A 23952-nucleotide genomic window follows, 5' to 3' on the forward strand; every position below is an offset into this window, starting at 1 on the left:
ACCATGGCAATTCCAGTTTATCTTTGGCTGAAAGACGACGGCGGCGCGGACATTAAAGGATCTGTAGATGTTAAAGACCGCGAAGGCAGCATTGAAGTGGTGGCGCAGCAACACAACCTGTATATCCCGACCGATAACAACACCGGCAAGCTGACCGGCACACGTATCCATACCCCGTTCCTGTTCACCAAGGAAATCGACTCTTCCAGCCCGTATTTGTACAAGGCAGTGACCACCGGTCAGACCCTGAAATCGGCTGAATTCAAGTGGTACAAAATCAACGACGCCGGTCAGGAAGTGGAGTACTTCAACACCAAGCTGGAAAACGTGAAGGTGGTGAAGGTGAATCCGGTCATGCATGACGTGAAAGACCCGGCGTACGAGAAACACAACCACCTCGAACAGCTTGAGCTGCGTTACGAAAAAATCACCTGGACCTACAAAGACGGCAACATCATTCATTCCGATTCCTGGAACGAACGCGCCACGGCGTAAGCCTGATGCGGGCAGGTTTTCCTGTCCGCAGTTTTTTGCTGAGTGTCTGCCGTGCGGGCACTCAGCAAAGAAAAACACAATCTGCCCGCCTGACCTTATGCGCTTTAGGTTCCTTTTACAGGAAATAGCGATGGGCGGTAGCGTGCCAGGGAACCGATAAAGAGAGAGAATTATGGAAAATTCAGCCGCCTTGTTACGTCGCCTTAATCCTTACTGTGCCCGTGCGTTAGAAGGTGCAGCATGCCTGTGTCAGACCCGCGCCCACGCCGAAATTTTACCCGAACACTGGCTGCTGAAATTGCTGGAGCAGGGCGAAGGTGACCTGACGGTGCTGGCGCGCCGTTATGAGTGGGATATGGACGCTCTGTGGCAGGATTTACTCGGCTGGCTGGATAACCTGCCGCGTTCCGTGCGCAGCCGTCCTCAGTTGTCAGGCGCCATTGAATCCTTGTTGAAACAGGCGTGGATGTTTGCCTCGCTTGAAGGCAGCGAACACATCCGTAGTGTGCATTTGTTGGCCGCAATGATAGAAATGCCCAAAATGCTGCGCTGTGATGGCGTGTGGCTGCTGCTGACGCTGGGGCAGAGCCAGCTTGAGCGTCTGCGCCCGTTGCTGGACGCACAATCGGACGAGCGTGAGGACGTTCAGCAGGAAGAAGCGCTGGCACAGACGCACGGTGGAGACGTTGAATTCGTCGGCCGTCCGGTCGGTGCAGAGATAAAAGAAGGTGAACTCAATCCTGCGCTCCAGAACGCACTGGATAAGTTCACGCTTGATGTCACCGCTAAAGCGAAAGAGGGCAACATTGACCCGGTCTTTGGCCGCGATACCGAAATCCGCCAGATGGTGGATATTCTCTCAAGACGTCGCAAGAACAACCCGATTCTGGTCGGCGAACCGGGTGTGGGTAAAACGGCGCTGGTGGAAGGGCTGGCTCTGCGCATTGCCGAAGGAAATGTTCCTGAATCACTGAAAACCGTCAGTCTGCGCACCCTCGACCTGGGCCTGTTGCAGGCGGGGGCCGGCGTAAAAGGTGAGTTTGAGCAGCGCCTGAAAAACGTTATCGACGCCGTGCAGCAGTCGCCAACACCCGTTCTGCTGTTTATCGACGAAGCACACACCATTATCGGTGCGGGCAATCAGGCGGGCGGTGCCGATGCCGCCAACCTGCTCAAACCCGCGTTGGCTCGCGGTGAGTTACGCACTATCGCTGCCACCACATGGAGCGAATACAAACAGTATTTTGAACGTGATGCCGCGCTGGAGCGTCGCTTTCAGATGGTTAAGGTCGACGAGCCGGACGACGACACGGCCTGCCTGATGCTCAGAGGCCTGAAATCCCGTTATGCCGAACATCACGGCGTGCATATCACCGATGACGCAGTTAAGGCCGCAGTCACGCTCTCTCGCCGTTACCTGACCGGCCGTCAATTGCCGGACAAGGCGGTTGACCTGCTCGACACCGCAAGCGCCCGCGTGCGCATGAGCCTCGAAACCGTGCCTGAAGAAATTACCCGTCTGAAAGCGCAGCGGATTGCACTGGTTCTGGAAGAGCAGGCCTTACTGGAAGATATCGCTGTCGGCGGTCATTCCCATGGTGAGCGGTTGGCCGGGATTGAAAAATTGTGCCTTGCGCTGGATGCGGATATCGGCACGCTAGATCAACGTTTTAGCGAAGAAAAAGCACTGGCAGAGCAACTGATGGCTTGTCGTCAGGCTTCTCATTCTGAGGGCTGCAGCCGCCAGGCGGACGTCCACGACCTGCAGCAACAGCTGAAAAACCTGCAACGGGATGAGGCGTTGATTCAGGTGGATGTGGACACCCGAACCGTGGCCAACGTGATTGCCGACTGGACCGGTGTCCCGCTCTCTTCATTGATGAAAGACGAGCAGACTGAACTGTTGAGTCTGGAAGCCGAAATCGGCAAACGCGTTGTAGGCCAGAATGTGGCGCTCAGCGCCTTTGCGCAGCGCCTGCGCGCCGCCAAAACCGGCCTGACCTCGGAGAATGGTCCGCAGGGCGTGTTCCTGCTGGTCGGCCCGAGCGGCACGGGTAAAACCGAAACCGCACTCACGCTGGCCGATGTGCTGTACGGCGGTGAGAAATCGCTTATCACTATCAATCTGTCCGAATACCAGGAGCCGCATACCGTTTCCCAGTTGAAGGGCTCGCCACCGGGCTACGTCGGTTACGGTCAGGGCGGCATTCTGACCGAAGCGGTGCGTAAACGTCCCTACAGCGTGGTGCTGCTCGACGAGGTGGAGAAAGCGCACCGCGACGTGATGAACCTGTTCTATCAGGTGTTTGACCGGGGCTTTATGCGTGACGGCGAAGGGCGCGAAATTGATTTCCGTAACACCGTGATCCTGATGACCTCCAACCTCGGCAGCGACCCCATCATGCAACGGCTGGATGAACAGCCAGAAGCCACCGAAGGCGATTTGCACGAACTGCTGCACCCAATATTGCGTGACCACTTCCAGCCCGCGCTGCTGGCCCGTTTCCAGACGGTGATTTACCGCCCGCTGAGTGAGCCTGCGATGCGCATCATTGTTGAAATGAAACTCGGACAGGTCAGCAAACGCCTGCACCGTCACTATGGCCTGACCACGCATATTGACGAAAGTCTTTTCGATGCTCTGACCGCCGCCTGCCTGTTGCCGGATACCGGCGCACGTAACGTCGACAGCCTGCTCAATCAGCAAATTTTGCCGGTGCTGAGCCAGCAGTTGCTGACTCGCATGGCTGCAAAACAGAAACCGCGGTCGTTACGTCTTGGCTGGAGTGAGGAAGAGGGCATAGGGCTGGAGTTTGACCCTACACAAGGAGAGCGCGTATGAGCACCAGTCTCCCAATAAGATTCAGCCATAACCACCACCTGCTGGCGATAAAAGGAGGTGAGTCAGAACTTGATGTGCTGGCGTTTGAAGGCAACGAGGCCCTGAGCAAGCCGTTCAGCTACCGCATTGAGTTCACCAGTAACGACCACGCCATCAGCAAGGAAATGATGCTGATGAAAATGGGGGCTCTGACGTTGCAGGCACCTGTCGACCAGGGCTACGGCATTAAAATTCAGCAGCCGCTTCGGGTTCTCCAGGGCGTGGTGAGTGGCTTTGAACGCCTCAGCACCTCAAAAGATGAAACCCATTACGCCCTGACGCTACAGCCGCGTCTGGCATTGCTCGACCGCTCGCATCAGAACGCGGTTTATCAGGATATGTCGGTGCCGCAGATTGTGGAAAAAATCCTGCGCGAGCGCCATAACCTGCGCGGGCAGGACTTTTTGTTTTCGCTAACCAGAGAATACCCGCGGCGTGAACAGGTGATGCAGTACGGCGAGGATGACCTGCACTTTATCACCCGCCTGCTGGGTGAGGTGGGGATCTGGTTCCGTTTCACCACCGACACACGCCTGAACATCGACGTGGTGGAGTTTTACGACAGCCGCCAGGGCTACGAAAAAGGCCTGATTCTGCCGTCGGTACCGCCATCGGGCCAGCACGCGCAAGGCATGGATTCGGTATGGGGGATGGCGAGCCATCACCACGTGGTGCAAAAGCAGGTCAGTACCCACGATTACAACTACCGCCAGGCCACCAATGACATGAACACCCAGGTGGATGCGACCCGCGGCGACAGCACCACCTACGGCGAGGCTTACCACTATGCCGACAACTACCTGACGCAGGGCAGTACTTATGACCCTAACCCGGCTCCGGAGTCCGGCGCGTTTTATGCCCGCGTGCGTCACGAACGCTACCTGAACGGCCAGACCCAACTCAGCGCCATCACCAGTTGCCCGATACTGGCGCCCGGACAGGTACTGAAAGTCACCGGCGGTTATGAAGTGGCGGAGGCGTTCAGCCAGGGCGTGTTCATCACCGGGATGAAAAGCGCGGCCCGCCGTGATAAAGATTTTGAGGTGCATATCAGCGGTATCCCGGACAGCACCGATTTTTGTTTCCGCCCGGAACCCGGTGAGCGTCCGGTGATGGCGGGCACATTGCCCGCCCGCGTGACCAGCACCACGGAAAACGACACCTACGGGCATATCGATAAAGACGGCCGTTATCGCGTCAACATGCTGTTTGACCGTGATAACTGGGAGACCGGGTTCGAGAGCCTGTGGGTGCGTCAGTCCCGCCCGTACGCCGGCGACACTTATGGTCTGCACCTGCCGCTGCTGGCAGGCACCGAAGTGGCGATTGGCTTTGAAGACGGCAACCCGGACAGGCCGTACATCTCCGGCGTGTTGCACGACTCGGCGCACGGCGACCACGTCACCATCCGTAACTACAAGCGCAACGTACTGCGCACACCGAGCAACAACAAAATCCGCCTCGACGACAGCCGGGGCCAGGAGCATATCAAGGTCAGCACGGAGTACGGCGGCAAGAGCCAACTGAATCTCGGACATCTCGTTGACAGCGAGAAGCAAAAACGGGGCGAGGGTTTTGAACTCAGAACCGACGGCTGGGGCGCGATTCGGGCGCAGAAGGGCATTTTCATCAGTGCCGATGGCCAGGCAAAGGCACAGGGTCAGGTGCTGGAAATGCAACCGGCGGTCAGCAATCTGGGGGACGCCCTGGAGCAGATGACGGCCATTTCGAATGATGCGCAGACCGCCACCGCGAACCCGGCCGATCTCCAGGCGCAAATCAAACTGCTGGAACAGCAGCTGATGGACCTCAAAAAATCGGTGCTGCTGCTCAGTGCGCCGGATGGCGTGGCACTAACCAGCGGACAGCACCTGCAGGTATCGGCGGGCCAGAACCTGATAGCCACTGCCGGTAAAAATGCTGACGTCGGTGTGGTGAAAAATTTGTTTATCGGGGTTGGCAATGCCCTGAGCGTGTTTGTTCGTAAGCTGGGGATCAAGCTTATTGCGAATCAGGGGCCAGTACAGGTGCAGGCTCAGAACGACACGATGGAGCTACTGGCACGAAAGGGGATCAGCATTGTCAGCACGGAAGATGAGATCCAAATCACGGCAGCAAAGAGTATCACGTTAAATGCCGGGGGCAGTTATATCACACTAGACGGCGGCAGGATTGAGCTGGCGACGACCGGCGACTATTACACCCGTGCGAGTCGTTATGGGCGTAAAGATGCCGCCAGTGATGTAAAAACCATTGCCACGCCACCTGGCAAGGTGAGCGATCTGTTTAACGAACAGTTCTGTATCACTGAGGCAGATAAAGTCACACCGCGCGCTGGCGTTCCCTATACCATCAGCAGTGCGTCCGGGCAGGTATGGGAGGGAATAACGGACAAAGACGGCATGACGGAGCGGGTGGTTACCCGTACTGCTGAAAAACTTTCACTGAAGTTTTAAGGAGCAAGGAGCCAAAAAATGGATAACGCACAGAACGCGGGAACCACTAATACCACCCCGGACAGCCTCGTCCAGGTGGTTGCCACCGCGGAGAATACGACCTGGATTACGCCGGCGGATAATGCGGATTTTACTTTAAATGCTGATGCCACGATTCCGGAGATTGTGTTTGAATTCAGTACGGAAGCTACTGGCCCTTATCAATGGTCCTGGGCGATTAGTTGGAATGCCAAAAAAAGTGGTCTGAGGGAAAGAGCTCGGGGAAACGCCGTATTACGAACGTATTCGGATGCCGGTGAGTTTTCTTCGACTGAAAAAAAATGGACGGTAAATTTTGGTGAAGGAAAAGTACTGGGGGGTGATTTGGTTGTTGCGGTCAAGATTGGTGAGTTGACCATTAAGCGTAATATTAAAATAAAAGGCCAGAATCCGGCTGTTGCAGATCTGCACGCTTTTATTGATACCCTTGAAAACTCATCCGGGCTTGAAAAACTGCTGGCTCACGAAAGCTACAATAAGCAATTTATTAATCGTGATGGTGAACCTGTTGTGTCCTTTGACCAGGGTTATGGTATGGCTCAAATGACAAATCCGGCTCCGGACTACACCACAACCTGGAGCTGGAAGGAAAATGTTAAAGCTGGACGCGACCTGTTCCAGACTAAGCGTGAGCAGGCAATACGTCATCTCAACCAGCACGGAACCTATACGGACGAAATGGTAGAGCGGGAAGCAATCGCTTTGTGGAACGGGGGGTACTATTACAAATGGGATGACATGACAAGCGCCTGGGTACGTAAATACAATCACCTGTGTGACAGTACCACCGGAAATATTGGCTGGAATAGGAATAACCCCGTGAATGCTGGTCAGACTGAAGAACAGCTACATAATCGTGATCAGCCAACCTACGCTTCTGGCTCAGCAGGGCAGTCTGCAGAGCATGCATGGGTTTATTCAGGATTGTGTTATGCCGATAAAGTTTATGGACAATAAATACATGAAAAATACTTCACTCCTTGTGTTTTTTCTTGGCGCAGCATTGAATGCCTCCGCGTCAGAAATCAAAGAAATATTTAACCGCCAGCAACCGTTAGCGATTGAAGGTGTAACGATTACACCTCAAAAAGAACTGGTATCACTATACAGTGACGGGAAGCTGCATACCGTAGGTAACAGACAGTATTTCCTTTTAATTAATGGTTTCCCCTCACGCCCGGGGAACCCCACCGCCCAGTGCGGTGCCGGGCAGGAAATGTATGCCGATATTTACCAGGTTGAAGCTAAAAAAGCGACTAGGGTACAACGTATAATGGTTGTCAGTTGCTGGCGTTCACTGGAATTAAATAGCTGGCAGAAGCTGGAAGATTTCTCATCGATTACATGGAATAAGGACGGAGTTACGTTTGACTGGATTGTGCCGCCTAAATTTACCAACCTCCGCGCGCAACTGAATCTTAATACTGTTTCACCTGAACTGGTCTTTATGCCCTGATTATGCCGGTAAATCTTAAAATTATTCCCCCCGCCGCTTGGCGTCCGGCCCCCATCCGTTTCGGCTACTGGTTTTCGGCTCTGGGGGCGCTGGCTGTTGTGGCTGCAATAGTGGGTCTGGCATTTGAACAGCAGGGGGAGGGTACAAAATTTTGGATACTCTTTCCTGCGGCCATCATGCTGGTCTGGTTACTGGTGTTTGTTCTGCGATTGCTGTTCTGGCTGTTTCAGCACAATCATGCTGATGGCTGGGACAGAAGGCGTGAAGAAACATTATTGTGGGAAACCCGCCGGGGCCGCCGGGCGCTCCAGATCCTGCATATAAGCGTGGATATTCCGTTACCAGAGGAACCGGGACAGACCCCGGTGACATTGTTAATGGAAGGGCCCTCAATACTCAAAAGCCAGCCCGGTCGCGGTCGGGAAGACTTTTGTTTACATACATTTCTCCCAACCCCTCCTGAGGGGCAGGAGAGTGATGATTCACTTGAGCCCGAACAGCAGGATCTAATGGTGTTTCAGGCCCGGCTTCAGAAGCTGCTGGCTGATGTTGCAATCGCACTCGCACCGTTCTCCCCGAAACAAACTCTCGCGGTGCTGTTTGAGGCTGACACCTCTATTTTGCCACGTCGTTTCATCCCGGCTTGGCACGACAGCCTGAAGGCGGCCGGCATTGCACAGCGGATTGAATATGTTGATGGCCATGGTGCGCAGTTTATTGATGAGTGGCTTGATAACCGCATCAACGACAAATCACTGCTGCTCGTCATTGCTGCTCAGGTCGCACCTGAAATGCGTCAGGGAAGTGCGGAGGCAATGGTAGCGTTGCTGCTGGGCAATAGACTTACGCAGAACTCTGTACCGCCGCTGGCGTGGTTACACCGCCCGGAACGGGCCGGCCCACAATTGCTCGACGAAGGCATAGCGCAGGCAGCTGACTGGGTACCCCTGGAGGCTGGGCAGGTTAAACACCTCTGGCTCAGTGGTCTGACGGGAGAGGAGGCTTCCGCCGTTATCCCGGCGATGGCGCTACCGCTTCTTTCCGGCGTACCGTCACCGGCAGGTCGTCATAACACCGACCTTATCATAGGACATACCGGCTGCGTGTCCCCGTGGTTGGCCGCAGCCGTGGCGACACTTGCTGCGCAGCAGACTGGCTCCGCACAACTGGCTATCAGCGCCGATCGTGGCACTGGGACACTCTGGATACAGGCCATTACCCTCGCGTGAGTCCGGGGTTAACAGGGCGCGTAAATCGTGAAATATATTTTTCGCCTGCTTCACAGCAGGTTATTCCTCTGGATTTTCATCACGTTTTTAATGGCTGGGGCGCTTTTTCTGTGCTGGCTTGTCTGGCGTCATCCTGATGCGCTGGGTCTGGTGGCTGGCACGGCCACTGGCCGACGGGATTGTTTGTGGCTACCGGACTGGGGATTCCACTCACCGTGCCGGTGTTCCTGCAAACTCGCTTTGGCAGGCTCAGTGATTTTGACCAGCATCTTGTCCATGCGTCCACCGATGAAGAAGCGAAATCGATCAGTTCGCCACAGCTGGCTCCCTCGATTTCACGCAATATCGCCCGTGACGTGCGCGAGCATCTCTGCTCCGTTTACAGCTTCTTCTGGCGTTTGAAAGTCCGTTTGCTACTGGTTGTTGGTGACGATGACAGTGGACACCCTGACACCGCAGCTGCGCGATCACGGCTGGGCTGAAGGCCATGGCTCGGTGCTGATTGCCGGGGTGACCTTAAAGCGGAGCCGGACACGAGAATAAATGAAACTGCACGCACTGGCTTAATGGGTCCGCTGGCAGCGGAAACGGCGTTATGCGCAGATAACAGACGAAGTGCAGAAACGCATGAAAGGAAAACAAGTAAGGATAACGCGATGGCGGTTGGACACTTTTTGTTTCAGGACGACAAGACAAGCTGCGGAGGGGTGATCACAGAAGGAATGCCCGATCATATGCATTTCGGGCGATTGCAGGCCTGCGAGGAGCACAGCGTAACCTGCGGTAAGCATCCAGGTCTTTTTAAAATAATGGGGGGCTTACCTGACGATTTTATTCATGGCCGCCGTATTGCCGGTTCGCTGCACAGCAGAAGTACCTGCCCGTGCCGGGCTGAGTTTATTCCGTCGATATACACCGACACCTATGAATTTATTCCCCAACAGAGCAAAGGCGGCAATAACTCAACCGATCTGGATAATCCTGTCAATGTCGGACCGCCGGTATTCGCAAAGTACTGCCTGAGGCCTGTGGGTTGTACAGACGCCGGTACGCATGAATAGCCGTAGGAGAACATGGGCGACATGCCGTTTTATATGTCCGAGCCTGCCAGTGAAGAAGACAGGAAACGAACGCGGCTAACGCAGCAGAGCACGGCCATGAGTGCGCCACCGGAAAGTCTCTGAAGAGAAAGCATTCGCACTTTTCCGGGAAGCGTGGAAACAGTCAGACATTCAACAGGCGGCCTCTGCCTTGAGTAGTCACGGCGCACAGGCTATTGATTACTGGCTCGACCATTATATTCGCAGCGAGGCCGTACTTCTGATCGTGTTGTGGCAATACACGCCAGCCAATACGCCAGGGGCGACGGAGGCGATAAGCGGTGTGCTGCTGGGGAACCGCCTGACGCAGGACGTTATCCCGCTGCTTGCCTTTCTGCATCGACCGGAAGCTGGTGAAGGTGAGATGGATTCGCTGCACTATGCCGTAAAGTAGGCACTCGATTGGGTACCGGTTAACGCCTAAAAGCTGGAGCATCTTTGGCTCCGTGGGGTTGATGCCGAAACCGAAGTGTATGCCATGTTGATGAAAGCTATTGATGCAGCGGGCCTGGAAAGTGTTGACCCGTTGACGGGGCTTCACAACTTTAATGATTTTCTGGGGGATGCAGGTAACGCTGCACTCTGGCTTGCCGTGGCAGGTGCTACACAATCAATACAACAACCGGCACCCCATTTACTGGTATGCCGTGAACACAAACATGGAAAGGGCTGAATATGGTTGTATCCCTTGAGACTTCCGCTAAGGAGAGCGAGGCATGAGGCGATTCCTCTCGCTGTTTAAGAAACCGGAAATTGTATTCTGGCTTGTGGTGTTAATTGCGCTGGTCTGCAGTATTGCTGTTCCGGGTATCGTTTACTGGCATCCTGAAAAATTACAGCTCATCAGGGATACTTCTGCCTGGTATGCCTGGCTGAGCGGTTCTGTGGCAGCTGGCATTGCTCTGGCCGTGATTGGAATATTTCTGTTCTTTGGCGCGCACGCTGAAGGTAAGCGCAGCTTCAGCAAAGAGCGGAAAAATGCGCAGGGTGATGATGTTAAGGTGTCACCAAAGAAAGAGATGACTCCAGTATCTGCTGTAGTGACGATCAGTCAACAGATTCGCACCCACCTTCGCCGACGCTACACACTCTTCTGGCGCCGCAAAGCCCGACTGTTGTTGGTCACCGGCGACGAAGCGGCAATCGAACAACTGGTTCCCGGTCTGCAGGAAAGTCAGTGGCTTGAGAGCGACCGTACCGTTCTGATTTACGGTGGTAGTCTAATTACTGAACCGGACAAGAGAAAATACGCCGCCCTGCGCAAACTGCGCCGGAGTCGTCCACTGGACGGGATTGTCCGGGTAATACCTCAGTCTCTCAACCTGGTACCGAAGATAAGCGATAACGATTTACGCGGGCTGGAAAAAATCAGCGAACTGCTGCGCTATTCCACCCCGGTCTGGCTGTGGCAACTGTGTGACAGCAACTGGTCGCAGGCGACGCGCTCTGAACAGGCGGTAGGGGCAAGCTTTCCGCAACACGCTAATGCAGACGATGTTACCCGCCAGCTTGAGCTGCTGCTGCCGGCGCTACGGGCCCAGGGCGTGAGCCAGGTCGCTGAGAACAACAGCCGCGACTTCCTGCTGCGCCTGGGCCAGCACCTTAAAGACGGCGGTATTGCCCGTTGGGCTCAGCAACTGGTGCCATGGTTCTCTGCCTCCCAGCAGCGCGTTCCGCTGCGTGGCCTGATGTTCAGCCTGCCGGAGAATAAACCCACTGATACGTCAGAGGGAACAGCCGGCGCTGCATTTGCCGACGCTGAGAAATATGTTCCTGAATCACAACTTCATGCGCTGACCCTGCCGGTGACCTGGCAGGGTATTGTTGACGACTGCACCCGCGTACGTGGCCGCCGTGTCGGTATGGCCTGGGAGCAGACGCTGGCATGGGGCATTATGGCTGCGCTCGGTATCTGGGGCGCCGGGCTGCTGCTCTCTTTTGCCCTGAACTATAGTCATATTTCTTCTGTAGCGAGCAAAGCCCGTTCTCTGGTCGAGCATCCTTCAGTTTCTGACTCTCAACTGACGGCCCTGCATGACCTGCGTAACGATGCCGGCCGCTTGCAACATCATGTTCAGGGCGGTTCACCCTGGTATCAACGTTTTGGCCTCGATCATAACCCGCAACTGTTGAGCGCGCTGCTCCCGTGGTATGGCGTGGCGAATGATCGCCTGATCCGCGATCCGGCCAATGTTGCCCTGATGCAAAAACTGACTGCGCTGACAAACTCGGCACCTAACAGCGACCAGCGCGCACAGCTGGCGAAATCCGGTTATGACCAACTGAAAGCCTGGTTGATGATGTCCCGCCCGGACAAAGTGGATGGCGCGTTCTACGCCCAAACCATGCAAAGGGTGCAACCCACCCGGCAGGGGATTTCCACCGGATTGTGGCAGAGCCTTGCGCCAGACTTGTGGGCGTTCTCTATATCTGGGTTGCTGGAACAGCCGCAGTGGAAAATCACCCCGGATGCGGCGCTGGTCAGCCAGAGCCGCCAGGTGCTGTTGCAGCAGATTGGTCGCCGTAATGCGGAGGGAACCCTCTACGAAAACATGCTCAAATCGGTACGGCGTAACTTTGCCGATGTGTCACTGGAAGACATGACCAGTGGGACCGATGCCCGCCGTCTGTTCTCCACCGATGACGTGGTGCCGGGGATGTTCACCCGTCAGGCCTGGGAAGGGGGCATTCAGCAGGCCATCGAGAAAGCGGCAAACTCGCGCCGGGATGAGATTGACTGGGTGTTGAGCGACAGTCGCAAGGCCGTTTCTGCCGACCTTTCTCCGGAAGCGCTGAAAGCGCGTCTGACGCAGCGTTATTTCACTGATTTTGCCGGCAGCTGGTTGAACTTCCTCAACAGCCTGCGGCTGAATCCGGCGCACAACATTGCGGATGTGACTGACCAACTGACACTGATGAGCGATGTGCGTCAGTCGCCGATGATTGCGCTGATGAATACGTTGGCCTGGCAGGGACAAGCCGGCGAGCTGCGCGAAGGGCTGTCGGATTCCATTATCAAGTCGGCAAAAGATCTGCTCGGTAGTGAGGATAAGCCCGTTATCGATCAGCGTGCAGCCGGGCCGCAGGGACCGCTGGATGACACCTTCGGGCCGCTGCTAACCCTGATGGGGAAAAACCAGGCCAGCAACCTAATGTCGGCCGACAGCACGCTGAGCCTGCAAACCTACCTCACCCGTATCACCCGTGTGCGTCTGCGCCTGCAACAGGTGGCGAGTGCTAACGATCCGCAGGAGATGATGCAGACCCTGGCACAGACCGTATTCCAGGGCAAAAGTGTGGATCTGACCGATACCCAGCAGTACGGCAGCCTGGTGGCGGCCAGTCTGGGTGAGGAATGGAGCGGTTTTGGCAACACCCTGTTTGTGCAGCCGCTGACGCAGGCCTGGGAAACCGTACTGCAACCGTCTGCAGCCAGCCTGAACGCCCGCTGGAGCCGTTCAGTGGTAGCAAACTGGCATACCGCCTTTGAGGGGCGCTTCCCGTTTGCCGCGAGCAAAAGCGACGCTTCCCTGCCGATGCTGGCGGAGTTTATCCGCAAGGACACTGGGCGTATCGACCGTTTCCTGACCGCTGAACTCAGCGGTGTGTTGCATAAAGAAGGCAGCCGCTGGGTGCCGAACCGTACTAACAGCCAGGGGCTGACGTTTAACCCGGCGTTTCTGAAAGCGTTAAATCAGTTGAGCCAGTTATCCGACATTCTGTTTACCGACGGCAGTCAGGGCATCAGCTTCGAATTACAGGCCCGCCCGGTACCGCAGGTGGTGGAAACCCAGCTAACGATTGACGGGCAGCAGTTGCATTACTTCAACCAGATGGCCGACTGGCAGTCCTTCCGCTGGCCGGGGGATACCTTCAAGCCCGGTGCGATGCTGACCTGGACTTCAACCAGCGCCGGTACACGTCTGTTCGGGGATTACAGTGGCACCTGGGGCTTCATTCGCTGGCTGGAACAGGGCAAGCGGAAACAGCTTGACCGCAGCCAGTGGATGATGAGTTTTACCGCTCCGGATGGTCGCACGCTGCAGTGGGTTCTGCGTTCCCAACTGGGCAAAGGGCCGCTGGCGTTGCTGGCGTTACGCGGTTTCAGGCTTCCTGAGCAGATATTCAGCGTGGATGCCGCCACTGCACAGGCGCTGACCGGCACAGAGAATTCAGCCATGGAGGGGATGGAATAATGGGCGCACTACAGAACATACTCCGCGCCTGTGGGGCAGATGAAAATGCCTTACTGGCGATGGCAAGGGAACGTAGCGCTGACTGGGAACGCTGGCTGACACCCATCAATGACAATGAACCGACCGGAGAAGACCCGGGCTATGACGATGATTTCCAGCGTATTCGCGAAGAGGTCAACAAGCTCTCGGGGATTGATACCGGGTTGATTTGCCAACTGGCGGAAAGGCTATTGACCGGCACCTGCAAGGATCTGCGTGTCATCACCTTCTACATTTGGGCGCGTCTGCATCAGGATGGCGAGTCCGGGCTTGCTCAGGGGCTTGAGCTGCTGGCGGCAATGCTGGCGCAGTTCGGAACCCGATTGCATCCTCGGCGTGAGCGCAGCCGCAAATCTGCCCTGGAGTGGCTTGGCAGTAGCCGCGTGACAGACAGCCTGTCTTTGTACCCGGAAGTGGATATGGCCGTCATGCAACGCATCACGGCGGCGTTGTTATTGGCCGATCAGGCACTCCAAACGTTTGCTGAGGACGCTCGTCCGGATTTGGCAGGGCTGCATCAGGCGCTGGATAACCGGCTGGTGCAGAGCGGTGGCGCTAACAGTCTGGTGCCGCAAACCAGTCGTGAAGAAACCGCTACTAAGGGGCCAGCATTATCGGCGCCGGTGATGAGCGCCGTCACGTCAGGACGTGATTTGCTCGATCAGGCCAAAGTGCTGGCGAAATATCTCCGCGATCAGCCCGGTGGCTGGCTGGCCGGACATCATCTGCTGAAAAGTGTGCGCTGGGACACGCTGACGGAGTTGCCGCCGCTGGACGCCTCCGGGCGCACCCGGCTGGTTCCCCCCAAGCCAGATAACAGGGCACATCTCAAACGTCTGTACCTGCAAAAAAGCTGGTCTGAGCTGTTGGAGCATACGGATACCCTGCTGGCGCAGGGGGTTAACCATCTGTGGCTGGATGTGCAGTGGTACGCCTGGCAGGCGTTGGTCAAGCTGGATAACGACAGCGTGCGTGCCGACATCCTCTGCCGTGGCCTGGAAGGGCTGCTGGCCCGCCTTCCGGGATTGGAAGCGCTGGCCTTCAATGACGGCACGCCTTTCGCTGATGAAGTGACCCTAAACTGGATTAAAGAAAACGTGCTGGATGATATGCCGGGCTGGAAGGATGAACCGGTGACGGCAACGGCGAGCAACAGTGATGATGTACTGATGCTGGAACCTGAGGTCCTGGCGAAAGCAGACAGTGAAGGCATTGAAGCCGCGCTCAGCTGGTTGCAGGTTCAGCCGGGTTACACCTCTTCCCGCGATCGATGGCTGATGCGCTTACTGATGGCTCGGGTGAGCGAGCAGTACGGTAAAAACGAAATGGCGCTGCACCTGCTGGGTGAACTCGATGTCAGTGCCCGAGAGCTGACGCTTGAACAATGGGTGCCAAAGCTGATGTTTGAGGTCAAAGCTCGCAGACTCAAACTGCTGCGTGGCAAGGCCGGGCGCAGTGAGGCGGATAAAACCCGTCTGCAGCCTGAGATGGACATATTGCTCTCCGGGTTGATTTCTCTCGATCCGGCACGCGCCGCAGTGCTGTGTGGTTAACACACCGAACAAAAAGATGATAACTCTATGGACGACTTAACCCTGCGTTATTACGACGCCGAAATGCGCTACCTGCTGGAAGCTGGTGAAGAGTTTGCGCGCGCTCATCCTGAGCAGGCGGCGATGCTGAACCTCGATAAATCTGGCGCACGCGACCCCTATGTGGAGCGCCTGTTCGAGGGCTTTGCCTTCCTGATGGGCCGGCTTCGCGAAAAGCTGGACGACGATTTGCCGGAGCTGACCGAAGGGCTGGTCAGCCTGCTGTGGCCGCATTACCTGCGCACCATTCCTTCCATGTCCGTGGTCGAATTCACGCCGGACTGGCGCGAAATGAAAGAGCAGATGCGGATCGCCAAAGGTTTCGAGGTGTTGTCGCGTCCGATTGGCGAAAAAGGGACGCGCTGCCGTTACACCACCACCCAAGAGCTCAACCTTCAGCCGCTGTCGTTGGAGCAGGCCAGACTGACCACCGACGCGGATGGTCGTTCGGTTGTCACACTGCGTTTTAATTGCAGTAATTTGGCAGACTGGAGCCGTATCGATCTCAGCAGTATTTCACTTTACTTCAACGCCGATGCGCCGCTGGCCTGCGCTATGCACGCAGCCTTTACCCTGAATGTGGCCCGGATGTGGCTGCGGATGCCGGGCGATATAGACAGAAGACCGCTGGATGGGCATTTCACCGCGCAGGGCTTTGGCGATGACGATGCCTTATGGCCAAAAGGCAGTAGCAGTTTCAGTGGCTATCAACTGCTGCTGGAGTACTTCACCTTCCGCGAGAAATTCATGTTCACCGGCCTGCGAGGGCTGGAGAGCGTCGCCTTTCCGGCTGCGCTCCCCTGGTTTGAAATCGATGTGGTGCTGGCTGAACGTTGGGAACATGACTTCAGCTTTACCGAAAAGCATCTGCGCCTTAACTGCGTGCCGGTTATCAACCTCTTCCCGCTGGAGTCTGATCCGCTGGCGCTGAACTCCCTGCAAACAGAATACATGCTGCGCCCGATGCGCGTGCAGGACGGCCACACCGAGATTTACGCCGTGGATTCGGTGACGTCATCCAGTCAGCATACCTATGTGCCGTTCTCCAGTTTTCGCCACAAAGGCGGAATGATGCGCCACCAAGCGCCGGAATATTACTACCACACCCGCGTACGCCGTGGCCCTTCGGGGTTGCATAACACCTGGCTGATCCTCGGTGGCGAAGCCTTTGACCATCACACTGTGCCGGAAGATGAAAGCCTGTCGCTGACGCTCACCGGCACCAACGGCCAGCTGCCACGACGTACGTTGCAAAGTACCGTGCTTGATACGGTGATGAAAACCACCTCGACCAGCATCGCCGTGCGCAACCTGTGTGCGCCAACGCTTCCCTGTTACCCACCGGCGCAGGACCGGTTTCACTGGCGCGTGCTGAGCCACCTCGGCAGCGGGTTCCTCTCGATGATGGATAACGCCGACGTGCTGCGCGGTACTCTGGCGCTGTATGAGTGGACGGACAGCGAGATGAACCGCCGTCGCCTGGAGGCCATCATCGACGTGAAGCACAGCGAAACCGAGCGCTTCGAGCAGGGCTATCTGGTGCGCGGCGTGCAGATTGAAGTGACCCTCGACAGCCACGGTTTTGCCGGGCGGGGTGATATCTGCCTGTTCGGCGAGATGCTGAGCCGCTTTTTTGCCCTCTATACCGATATTTACCTGTTTAACCGCCTGATTATCATTCTGCAACCGACCGGAGAACGTCTGGAATGGGAAGAGAAGCACAACCGCCGCATTCCCGGCTGACCCCGCGGCTGGAAGCCGACCTTCACCGCATTAACTTTTACCGTTTATGCCAACTGCTGGAGAAGCGTAATCCGGGCAGACCGCTGATGGGTTCAACCAGTCATCCCGCGGATGACCCGGTGCGATTTGCGCCGCATCCGGGGATGGGATTTCCGGTCAGTGAACTGAAAGCCGTTGAATATGACGAGAACGACGACAGTAAGCCACCGCTCATCCGCACCACCTTTATGGGGATGTACGGTGTCGACTCACCGTTGCCGACGGCCTATCTCGATGACATCACCCAGCGCCGGGAAGGGCACGAAGCGCTGCAAGGCTTTCTGGATATCTTCAGCCATCGCATCCTGACGCAGTTTTATCGCATCTGGCGAAAGCATTCTTACCCGGCCGCGTTCGAACCCGGCGGAACCGACAGCATTTCGCAATCGCTGTTGGGCCTGGTGGGGCTGGGTATTCCGGGGACGGCAAATCACATCGCCACGCCGGTGTCACGCTTTCTGGCGCTGCTGGGCGTGTTGCGTCAGCCCGGCAAAACCCAGGAAGGGATGCAGGCGCTGGTGAGCCTGCTGGCACCGGATACGGCGGTGCAGGTCAGTCCGTATTGCCTGCGGCCGGTGGAAATCAGTCAGCCGCTGGGATTTTACGGTGATGAGGACTTTCTGCTGGATGGCAACACGCCGCTCGGTGATGAAGCTATGGATGCCAACAGCCAGTTGCTGATTGTGCTTTCAACGGATAACGAGCAGGAAGCGCAGGGCTGGAAGCCGGATGGTCTGCTGTATCAGGATTTGCTGGTGATGCTGCGGGTCTATCTGGGCTGGCGGTTTAAGGCAAAAATCCAGCTCAGAGTCAGTACCCGCCTGCTGACCGTCCCGCCGCTGGGTGATGGCCCTTTCTGGCTGGGGATGAATGCTGTGTTGGGCGCGGAAGGGGACCTGCTCCCGGACGACATCCCGCAGACCTTTACGACGGATCTGGGCTATTACCACGGCATGAAGCCCGCCACACCACAACAAGGAAACCGACGTGTTACCTACCAATTTGACTAAAACCGCACGCTGGCAGCTCGCGCTGCTGGCGTTCAGCCTGACGGGCTGTGGGGTGACGCAGAGCGTCACGGACGGCACAAAGTCGGCCTTCACCGCCGTTTTTTACAAGAAGATTAAAATCCTGCATCTGGATTTTACCGCGCGCGAGGCGCTCAATACCGATGCCCGAGAGAGCAATTCGCTGTCTGAGCCGGTTGTGGTGCGCGTTTACCAGCTGAAAGACCGCAAAACCTTCGACAAGACGGTGTATCAGCAACTGCTGAAAGACGGCGACACCCTCCTGAAAACCGATTTGCTGGCCACCCGCGATGTGGTGGTGAAGCCGGGCGGCGATGCCAGCCTCAATATGCCCATGGAAGCCGATGCGAAGTTTGTGGCGGTCGCGGGGCTGTTCCGTCATCCGGATTTGGTTAATAACACCTGGAGGCGGGTGATTGAGCGTGAAGAGCTGGACCCGGATAAGCCGCGCATCCTGGAGGCCGGGAATAACTATCTGACATTGCTACCCGCTAAGGACGATTAATGCCTCAGGGACATAATCCCCCGTCGTTGTATGAAATGCTGGTCGGCAATTTCGCCGGCGGCCTCGGCCTCCATCAGGTTAGCGAAGAAAATCAGTTCATTTTGTCGGTGCTGGACAATATGCAGCGCATCCTCAACTGTCGCGCCGGGACGCTGGCTCATTTACCCGATTACGGCCTGCCTGATATGGCGAAAATCCTGCAGGGGATGCCGGGTACCTCACATCAACTGATGGGCACGCTGACATCCGTTTTGCTGAAATATGAACCCCGCCTGAAAAACGTTGCCGTGGTGATACTGGAACAGGCTCAGCCCGGTGAACTGCGTTACGCCATTGATGCAGAGCTGAAGGGCATAGGTCTGGTGCGCTATGGCACCGAATTTATGCCTGAGGGGCGGGTGGTGTTACGCCATCTGAAACAACAGCAGTATCTTGATAATTCGCCGTAAACTCAAGAAAACAGAAGAGGTCAGCGCCTTTTAACTTATAGGGATATTCCAAATGAAACTGCAAACCGGCCTTAAGCTGTCGCTGTTGCTCTGCATGTATCAACAGCAAAAATTTCAATGCCTATTGGGAGGCTGTTACCAAGCGGTGCCTGGACAGAAGCACGGGGAGAGAACTGATTACCCCCTGAAAGAGGGCAAAACGATATGGTAACTCTCCAATTCTGTATGCAGATCAAATGGATATCTGGTCATGAATGACATTCCCTCCCGTAAAATTAAAACCGGCAACGATCCGCGAACATTGCCGGATTATGCTGCCCTGCGCGATGAGCTGAGCAAACTGTCACATCCGGCGCGTCCGGATGTGAACTGGCGTTATGCTGAAAAACTCTGTCTTTCGCTGTTTGAACAAAATGGCGTGGAGCTACAGACGGCAGCCTGGTACACATTGGCCCGTACGCAATTGGCCGGGCTGTTTGGTCTGAATGAAGGATTATCCATCCTGGAAGCCCTGATCAGCCACCAGTGGGGGGCGCTCTGGCCGCAGCCGGTACATGCGCGGATGGAAATCCTCAGCGGTCTGAGCCAGCGTATACAACAACTGATGCGTACTCTCCCCCTGAATTACAGTGACCTTAGCCAGCTTTATCTTGCAGAACAGCAGCTTGCCAGCCTGGGGGCGATATTACAGCGCCTGGAGCTCAAACATTTGAGCCAGTTCGATACCTTGCGTACCCTGATGCATAACAGTGCCGTTCGGCTGGAAAACAGTGACGGTGCATCAGGTTCCGGCGTTGTTATTCAGCCCGGTAGCGTGCTGCCTGCTGCGACAATGAATGATTCAGGAATATCATCTGAAGCCCACTCTGCTATTCCGGTTGCAGAGAAAGACGTACCAGCCAGTCCAGTGAAATGGGTGTACGTAACGCAACCAGAACACCAGGCGAATGTGGAAGTACTGGCAGCGGTGCCGGTTCCGGCAAAAAAGTGGTATTTCTTTGCCGCCGGGATGTGTTCCATGCTGGTGATAAGTGCGGCAACGGTGTGGGGTTGGCATGTTTTACACCGTTCGAACCCGCTACAGACTCAGTTTGCTGCATCTCTGGCACCGTTACCCACAATACTCACGCCTGAGCAGTTGGATATGTTGCGTCAGCAATCTCCGTTGCCACAAACTGGAATTGCACAAACACAACAGCAGCTTGCCCGGCTGGATAAATTGCCTCCTGACTGGAATATTGCCTACAGTCGGCAGCTCGTAGAACAGGCTCAGGCGCTTTGGCCGGAGCAGGCTAAACCTCTGGTACAACAGTGGCAACGGCAGTTGAACGCTGCCGGCATACCGACAGAAAACCTGAATGGCTGGCATCAAGGGATGACGAAGCTACAGCAACTGAGTGACCGGCTGAGCGGGCTGGATGAGCAGAAGGGGAAATACATGACGGTCAGTGAGCTGAAATCAGTGGTATTTTCAACCATGCAGTCATTTAACCAATCCATACCGGCAGAAGAGCAACTGCGAGCATTGTCAGCAAACCCTGCGGGAGAACCTTTACCTGTTGCTGGCAGGGCCCAACTGGAAGTGCATCTGAAGCAGCTGACCGCCCGTTATGCTGAAATAAAACTGAAAGCATCAAAATAAAAACGGTGCTAAAAATTGCAATAAATTCCGTTTATTATCGTAATTATAGCCTCTGAAAGTGGCTGCGGGGCATCAAACCCGATAACAGTGAACCACATGCCAGGGATTTACTGGAAGCAAAAACCGCCCCGGATGGGGCGGTTCAGACTGATGACAAACTCATTCCTGAATAGAGCGAGTAGAGGTCGATAAATAAAAAATAAGGAAAATCAATTCATTGATTTTCGGCTGATCACCACAAAGCAGGAAAAACCACGCTTTTTCCTGCTTTGTCAGCAACCTAAACCGCCCCGGATGGGGCGGCTGAATAGAATAGTAGCGCAGGCTACTAGCGGACCAGGTGCAGGAAGTGCAGGTGTTTCTCGTACTGGTCGAGAATATCGTGAATGATCTGTTCTTGCGTCCAGCCCATCACATCGTAATCCTGGCCCCCTTCCTTCAGGTGGACTTCACCCCGGTAGTACTTATGTTCCTCATCACGCTCTTCGTCTTTCAAGCCCGCCAGCGCAAAGGCCGGTTGAATGTAGGCCCGCAGGCGAACCTCATAGACAAAGTTCAGGTCTTCACCCAAATCGACTTCGAAACGGATGCGATCGTCCTGTGAATCGTCAATCGAGGAGGTGGTGTTCTGTTTGGCCAATTCGGCTTCCACCAGCGCCATCGCCGGCTGAACCACTTCACCGACAAAGCGTTTGACCTGTGAGCGTTTAGGGAAATAGGCAATATTGCGTAAACGCCGTTGCCAAGAGATCGGATTGCGTGCGGCAGTCGGTGCAATCGTGGTCGTCGTCTGGCTATCGCGTTTGTGGGCGTCGATACGCAAGGCTTTTAACAGCCCGTAGATCGATACCAGCAAGATCATCGAGAACGGTAAGGCACTGGCGATGGTCACGGTTTGCAGCGCGCTCAGCCCACCGGCGAGCAGCAAGGCAATGGCGACCAGGCCCATCATGCCTGCCCAGAAAATCCGCTGCCAGACCGGAGTTTGGTCGGTACCCCCGGAAGCCAGGGTATCTACCACCATCGCCCCCGAATCCGCGGAAGTGACGAAGAACACTACCACCATGGCCATCGCGATAAACGACAGAATATTAGAAAACGGGAAGTGTTCCAGGAAGTTGAACAGTGCCAGTGCTACGTCATTTTGCACCGTGTTAGCCAGATCGCGCGCACCTTCGGCCATGATCAGATTAATGGCACTGTTACCGAACACGGTCATCCACAGTAGCGTAAAGCCGGCAGGGACGAACAGCACGCCGGTAACGAATTCACGGATGGTACGTCCGCGTGAAACGCGGGCGATAAACATGCCGACGAAAGGCGACCATGACAACCACCAGCCCCAATACAGCAGTGTCCAACCGCCCAGCCAGTTACTGGACTTCGGCTCATAGGCATACAGGTTAAAGGTCTTGCTGACGATGTCAGAGAGATAACCGCCGGTATTCTCGACAAAGGATTTTAACAGCAGCACGGTCGGGCCGAGCGCAGCTACCAGCACCAGCAGCAACACCGCCAGGCCGAGGTTTAATTCGGACAGAATGCGGATGCCTTTATCCAGCCCGGAAACCACTGACAGCGTAGCCAACCCGGTGATCACCACGATCAGAATCACCTGCACCGTTGCGTTGATCGGCAAGCCAAACAGGTGGTTAAGACCGGCGTTAACCTGCAACACACCGTAGCCCAGCGAGGTTGCGACACCGAACACGGTACCTATCACCGCAAAAATATCTACCGCGTGGCCAATTGGCCCATAGATGCGATCGCCGATAATCGGATACAGCGCGGAACGCAGCGTCAGCGGTAGGCCGTGGCGATAGCTGAAGAAGGCCAGGATCAACGCCACGATGGCGTAGATTGCCCAGGCGTGCAGGCCCCAGTGGAAGAAGGTTAGGCGCATGGCCTGTTTAGCCGCTTCCACTGTTTCCGGCGTTCCGACTGGGGGAGAAAGGTAATGCATTACGGGTTCGGCTACGCCAAAGAACATCAGGCCAATGCCCATCCCGGCGGAAAACAGCATGGCGAACCAGGATACATAGCTAAAGTCTGGCTGGGCGTGATCCGGGCCGAGCTTGATATTGCCGTAACGCGACAAACCCAGATAGGTCACGCTCATCAGGATCAATGCCACCGCCAGAATATAAAACCAGCTGGCGTTAGTGAAAATACCCAGTTGCAGCGCTTTGAATTTGCGATCGGCCAACTCGGGGTAAAGGGCGGCAAAGGCCACCAGGACGATGATTAAAGCGGCAGAAATAAAAAATACCGGAGGATTGATATGGCTACGACGTGCCACAATTTCAGTGTCGTTTTGGCTCATAGAATACCTTCTAGCTAGTCCGTTAGGGAATGGGGGTTAATCCTTTAAAACAGCTCCATAAAAAGTGGGCGAACGGCTGCCCGAGAAATTTAACTCGGCGAGTATAGCGAAAAAACGAGCTAATTAACATTTTTTGGTTAAAACGGCTATTTTAAGTGGTTTTATTAGATGTTTTCGCTATATGAAAAGAGGGCGCTCAGAAAAGACAATTCACTCTTTTCGAAGAGAAAAGACAGCTTGGCCGAGTAATGCCTGTATGTACTTCAATACCACCGCAGACTGCGGCTGCCGGGCGTCAGTGGTAGGAAAGAGCCTTTTAGCGGCTGGGTAGAGCAGTTCATGAGAGAAACCCCTATAACAGCGGCTTGAACCAGAGGGATGTGCCGTTGGCGCTTGATCAGAGTCATACAGAGGGTAAAATAGAGCGACGCGATCGCGTTTAACTCTTTCATGGAGATAGAGATGACCTGGTATCAAATAGCATTGTGGACCATGATCTTTCTGAAGTCCGGTGCGTTTCTGGTGTTCGTTTGGTGGTGGATGTTCAAACGTGCCACCAAACCTTATGTTCGTCCGCAAGATGTTGTCATTGACGAAACGCCGGATGATGAAAATCTGACCATGGAAGAAGTGATGAAGAAACACGGTATCACCCGTGTGGAAAATCAAACTCAGTAAAAGCGACCCATGCCGAATTCCTCAGGATGAAGGCAAAAACTATCCCTGCGTGGCTTGCGGCC

20 protein-coding genes are annotated in these 23952 nt (G+C 55.5%); 19 read left to right on the forward strand and 1 reads right to left on the reverse strand.

Translation table 11 applies throughout. The features are described from left to right. The first annotated feature begins 3 nt into the window (after positions 1 to 3). From hcp to SERS4_RS0109740, 18 genes are all read left to right on the forward strand, one after another. Positions 4 to 495, forward strand: coding sequence for a type VI secretion system effector Hcp (gene hcp, locus SERS4_RS0109660; protein WP_012006213.1), 492 nt, complete (start codon positions 4 to 6; stop codon positions 493 to 495). A 172-nt stretch (positions 496 to 667) separates the two neighbouring features. Next, on the forward strand, positions 668 to 3337 hold the full coding sequence (tssH, locus tag SERS4_RS0109665; protein ID WP_017892324.1) for a type VI secretion system ATPase TssH: 2670 nt from the start codon (positions 668 to 670) through the stop codon (positions 3335 to 3337). After that, on the forward strand, positions 3334 to 5832 hold the full coding sequence (locus SERS4_RS25710; RefSeq protein WP_017892325.1) for a type VI secretion system Vgr family protein: 2499 nt from the start codon (positions 3334 to 3336) through the stop codon (positions 5830 to 5832). Before tssH ends, SERS4_RS25710 begins: the two co-directional genes overlap by 4 nt. Before the next feature lie 18 nt (positions 5833 to 5850). Next, positions 5851 to 6828 carry a hypothetical protein gene (locus SERS4_RS0109675; RefSeq protein WP_017892326.1) on the forward strand — a complete coding sequence of 326 codons (978 nt, stop codon included), beginning with the start codon at positions 5851 to 5853 and terminating at the stop codon, positions 6826 to 6828. Positions 6829 to 6832: 4 nt separating this feature from the next. Further along, positions 6833 to 7327: a hypothetical protein gene (locus tag SERS4_RS0109680; protein WP_156816646.1), complete on the forward strand. Its 495-nt coding sequence runs from the start codon at positions 6833 to 6835 to the stop codon at positions 7325 to 7327. Positions 7328 to 7329: 2 nt separating this feature from the next. Further along, the gene (locus SERS4_RS0109685) at positions 7330 to 8556 is read left to right on the forward strand and encodes a hypothetical protein (RefSeq protein ID WP_017892328.1); all 1227 of its coding nucleotides are present in this window, start codon (positions 7330 to 7332) and stop codon (positions 8554 to 8556) included. A 185-nt stretch (positions 8557 to 8741) separates the two neighbouring features. Then, on the forward strand, positions 8742 to 9038 hold the full coding sequence (locus tag SERS4_RS0109690; RefSeq protein WP_017892329.1) for a hypothetical protein: 297 nt from the start codon (positions 8742 to 8744) through the stop codon (positions 9036 to 9038). 174 nt (positions 9039 to 9212) lie between these two features. Next, positions 9213 to 9617: a PAAR domain-containing protein gene (locus SERS4_RS0109695; RefSeq protein WP_017892330.1), complete on the forward strand. Its 405-nt coding sequence runs from the start codon at positions 9213 to 9215 to the stop codon at positions 9615 to 9617. A gap of 190 nt (positions 9618 to 9807) precedes the next feature. Further along, complete coding sequence (locus SERS4_RS27230) at positions 9808 to 10050, forward strand: hypothetical protein (protein WP_017892331.1); 243 nt, start codon at positions 9808 to 9810, stop codon at positions 10048 to 10050. Positions 10051 to 10134: 84 nt separating this feature from the next. Then, entirely contained in the window at positions 10135 to 10329 is a 195-nt protein-coding gene (locus SERS4_RS27235) for a hypothetical protein (protein ID WP_216594073.1), read from the forward strand. A gap of 43 nt (positions 10330 to 10372) precedes the next feature. Beyond that, complete coding sequence (locus SERS4_RS0109705; RefSeq protein WP_017892332.1) at positions 10373 to 13852, forward strand: ImcF-related family protein; 3480 nt, start codon at positions 10373 to 10375, stop codon at positions 13850 to 13852. Further along, complete coding sequence (tssA, locus tag SERS4_RS0109710) at positions 13852 to 15444, forward strand: type VI secretion system protein TssA (RefSeq protein ID WP_017892333.1); 1593 nt, start codon at positions 13852 to 13854, stop codon at positions 15442 to 15444. Before SERS4_RS0109705 ends, tssA begins: the two co-directional genes overlap by 1 nt. 27 nt (positions 15445 to 15471) lie before the next feature. Further along, a complete protein-coding gene (tssF, locus tag SERS4_RS0109715; protein WP_017892334.1) occupies positions 15472 to 17226 on the forward strand; it encodes a type VI secretion system baseplate subunit TssF in 1755 nt (584 codons plus the stop codon). Further along, on the forward strand, positions 17190 to 18275 hold the full coding sequence (gene tssG, locus SERS4_RS0109720; RefSeq protein ID WP_017892335.1) for a type VI secretion system baseplate subunit TssG: 1086 nt from the start codon (positions 17190 to 17192) through the stop codon (positions 18273 to 18275). Before tssF ends, tssG begins: the two co-directional genes overlap by 37 nt. Next, entirely contained in the window at positions 18253 to 18798 is a 546-nt protein-coding gene (gene tssJ / locus SERS4_RS0109725) for a type VI secretion system lipoprotein TssJ (protein ID WP_017892336.1), read from the forward strand. The genes tssG and tssJ overlap by 23 nt, the downstream gene beginning before the upstream one ends. Next, positions 18798 to 19247, forward strand: coding sequence for a type VI secretion system baseplate subunit TssE (tssE, locus tag SERS4_RS0109730; RefSeq protein ID WP_026142299.1), 450 nt, complete (start codon positions 18798 to 18800; stop codon positions 19245 to 19247). Before tssJ ends, tssE begins: the two co-directional genes overlap by 1 nt. 98 nt (positions 19248 to 19345) lie before the next feature. Further along, positions 19346 to 19435: a DUF1283 domain-containing protein gene (locus SERS4_RS26225; protein WP_071593052.1), complete on the forward strand. Its 90-nt coding sequence runs from the start codon at positions 19346 to 19348 to the stop codon at positions 19433 to 19435. A 62-nt stretch (positions 19436 to 19497) separates the two neighbouring features. Further along, on the forward strand, positions 19498 to 20889 hold the full coding sequence (locus tag SERS4_RS0109740; RefSeq protein ID WP_017892339.1) for a VasL domain-containing protein: 1392 nt from the start codon (positions 19498 to 19500) through the stop codon (positions 20887 to 20889). A gap of 328 nt (positions 20890 to 21217) precedes the next feature. On the opposite strand, the gene SERS4_RS0109745 is transcribed toward SERS4_RS0109740, so the two are convergent. Further along, entirely contained in the window at positions 21218 to 23212 is a 1995-nt protein-coding gene (locus tag SERS4_RS0109745; RefSeq protein ID WP_017892340.1) for a choline BCCT transporter BetT, read from the reverse strand. Positions 23213 to 23674: 462 nt separating this feature from the next. Between SERS4_RS0109745 and SERS4_RS0109750 the strand changes: the two genes are divergently transcribed. Further along, positions 23675 to 23890, forward strand: coding sequence for a hypothetical protein (locus tag SERS4_RS0109750; protein WP_012006231.1), 216 nt, complete (start codon positions 23675 to 23677; stop codon positions 23888 to 23890). Positions 23891 to 23952 lie beyond the last annotated feature (62 nt).

Origin of the sequence: Serratia sp. S4 (genome assembly GCF_000347995.1) — a bacterium.
In the GTDB taxonomy this organism is placed as follows: domain Bacteria; phylum Pseudomonadota; class Gammaproteobacteria; order Enterobacterales; family Enterobacteriaceae; genus Serratia; species Serratia quinivorans.

Coding starts and splice junctions, on each gene's coding strand:
- hcp (WP_012006213.1), top strand. CDS start 4: ATGGCAATTCCAGTTTATCTTTGGCTGAAAGACGACGGCGGCGCGGAC.
- tssH (WP_017892324.1), top strand. CDS start 668: ATGGAAAATTCAGCCGCCTTGTTACGTCGCCTTAATCCTTACTGTGCC.
- SERS4_RS25710 (WP_017892325.1), top strand. CDS start 3,334: ATGAGCACCAGTCTCCCAATAAGATTCAGCCATAACCACCACCTGCTG.
- SERS4_RS0109675 (WP_017892326.1), top strand. CDS start 5,851: ATGGATAACGCACAGAACGCGGGAACCACTAATACCACCCCGGACAGC.
- SERS4_RS0109680 (WP_156816646.1), top strand. CDS start 6,833: ATGAAAAATACTTCACTCCTTGTGTTTTTTCTTGGCGCAGCATTGAAT.
- SERS4_RS0109685 (WP_017892328.1), top strand. CDS start 7,330: ATGCCGGTAAATCTTAAAATTATTCCCCCCGCCGCTTGGCGTCCGGCC.
- SERS4_RS0109695 (WP_017892330.1), top strand. CDS start 9,213: ATGGCGGTTGGACACTTTTTGTTTCAGGACGACAAGACAAGCTGCGGA.
- SERS4_RS27235 (WP_216594073.1), top strand. CDS start 10,135: ATGTTGATGAAAGCTATTGATGCAGCGGGCCTGGAAAGTGTTGACCCG.
- SERS4_RS0109705 (WP_017892332.1), top strand. CDS start 10,373: ATGAGGCGATTCCTCTCGCTGTTTAAGAAACCGGAAATTGTATTCTGG.
- tssA (WP_017892333.1), top strand. CDS start 13,852: ATGGGCGCACTACAGAACATACTCCGCGCCTGTGGGGCAGATGAAAAT.
- tssF (WP_017892334.1), top strand. CDS start 15,472: ATGGACGACTTAACCCTGCGTTATTACGACGCCGAAATGCGCTACCTG.
- tssG (WP_017892335.1), top strand. CDS start 17,190: ATGGGAAGAGAAGCACAACCGCCGCATTCCCGGCTGACCCCGCGGCTG.
- tssE (WP_026142299.1), top strand. CDS start 18,798: ATGCCTCAGGGACATAATCCCCCGTCGTTGTATGAAATGCTGGTCGGC.
- SERS4_RS0109740 (WP_017892339.1), top strand. CDS start 19,498: ATGAATGACATTCCCTCCCGTAAAATTAAAACCGGCAACGATCCGCGA.
- SERS4_RS0109745 (WP_017892340.1), bottom strand. CDS start 23,212: ATGAGCCAAAACGACACTGAAATTGTGGCACGTCGTAGCCATATCAAT.
- SERS4_RS0109750 (WP_012006231.1), top strand. CDS start 23,675: ATGACCTGGTATCAAATAGCATTGTGGACCATGATCTTTCTGAAGTCC.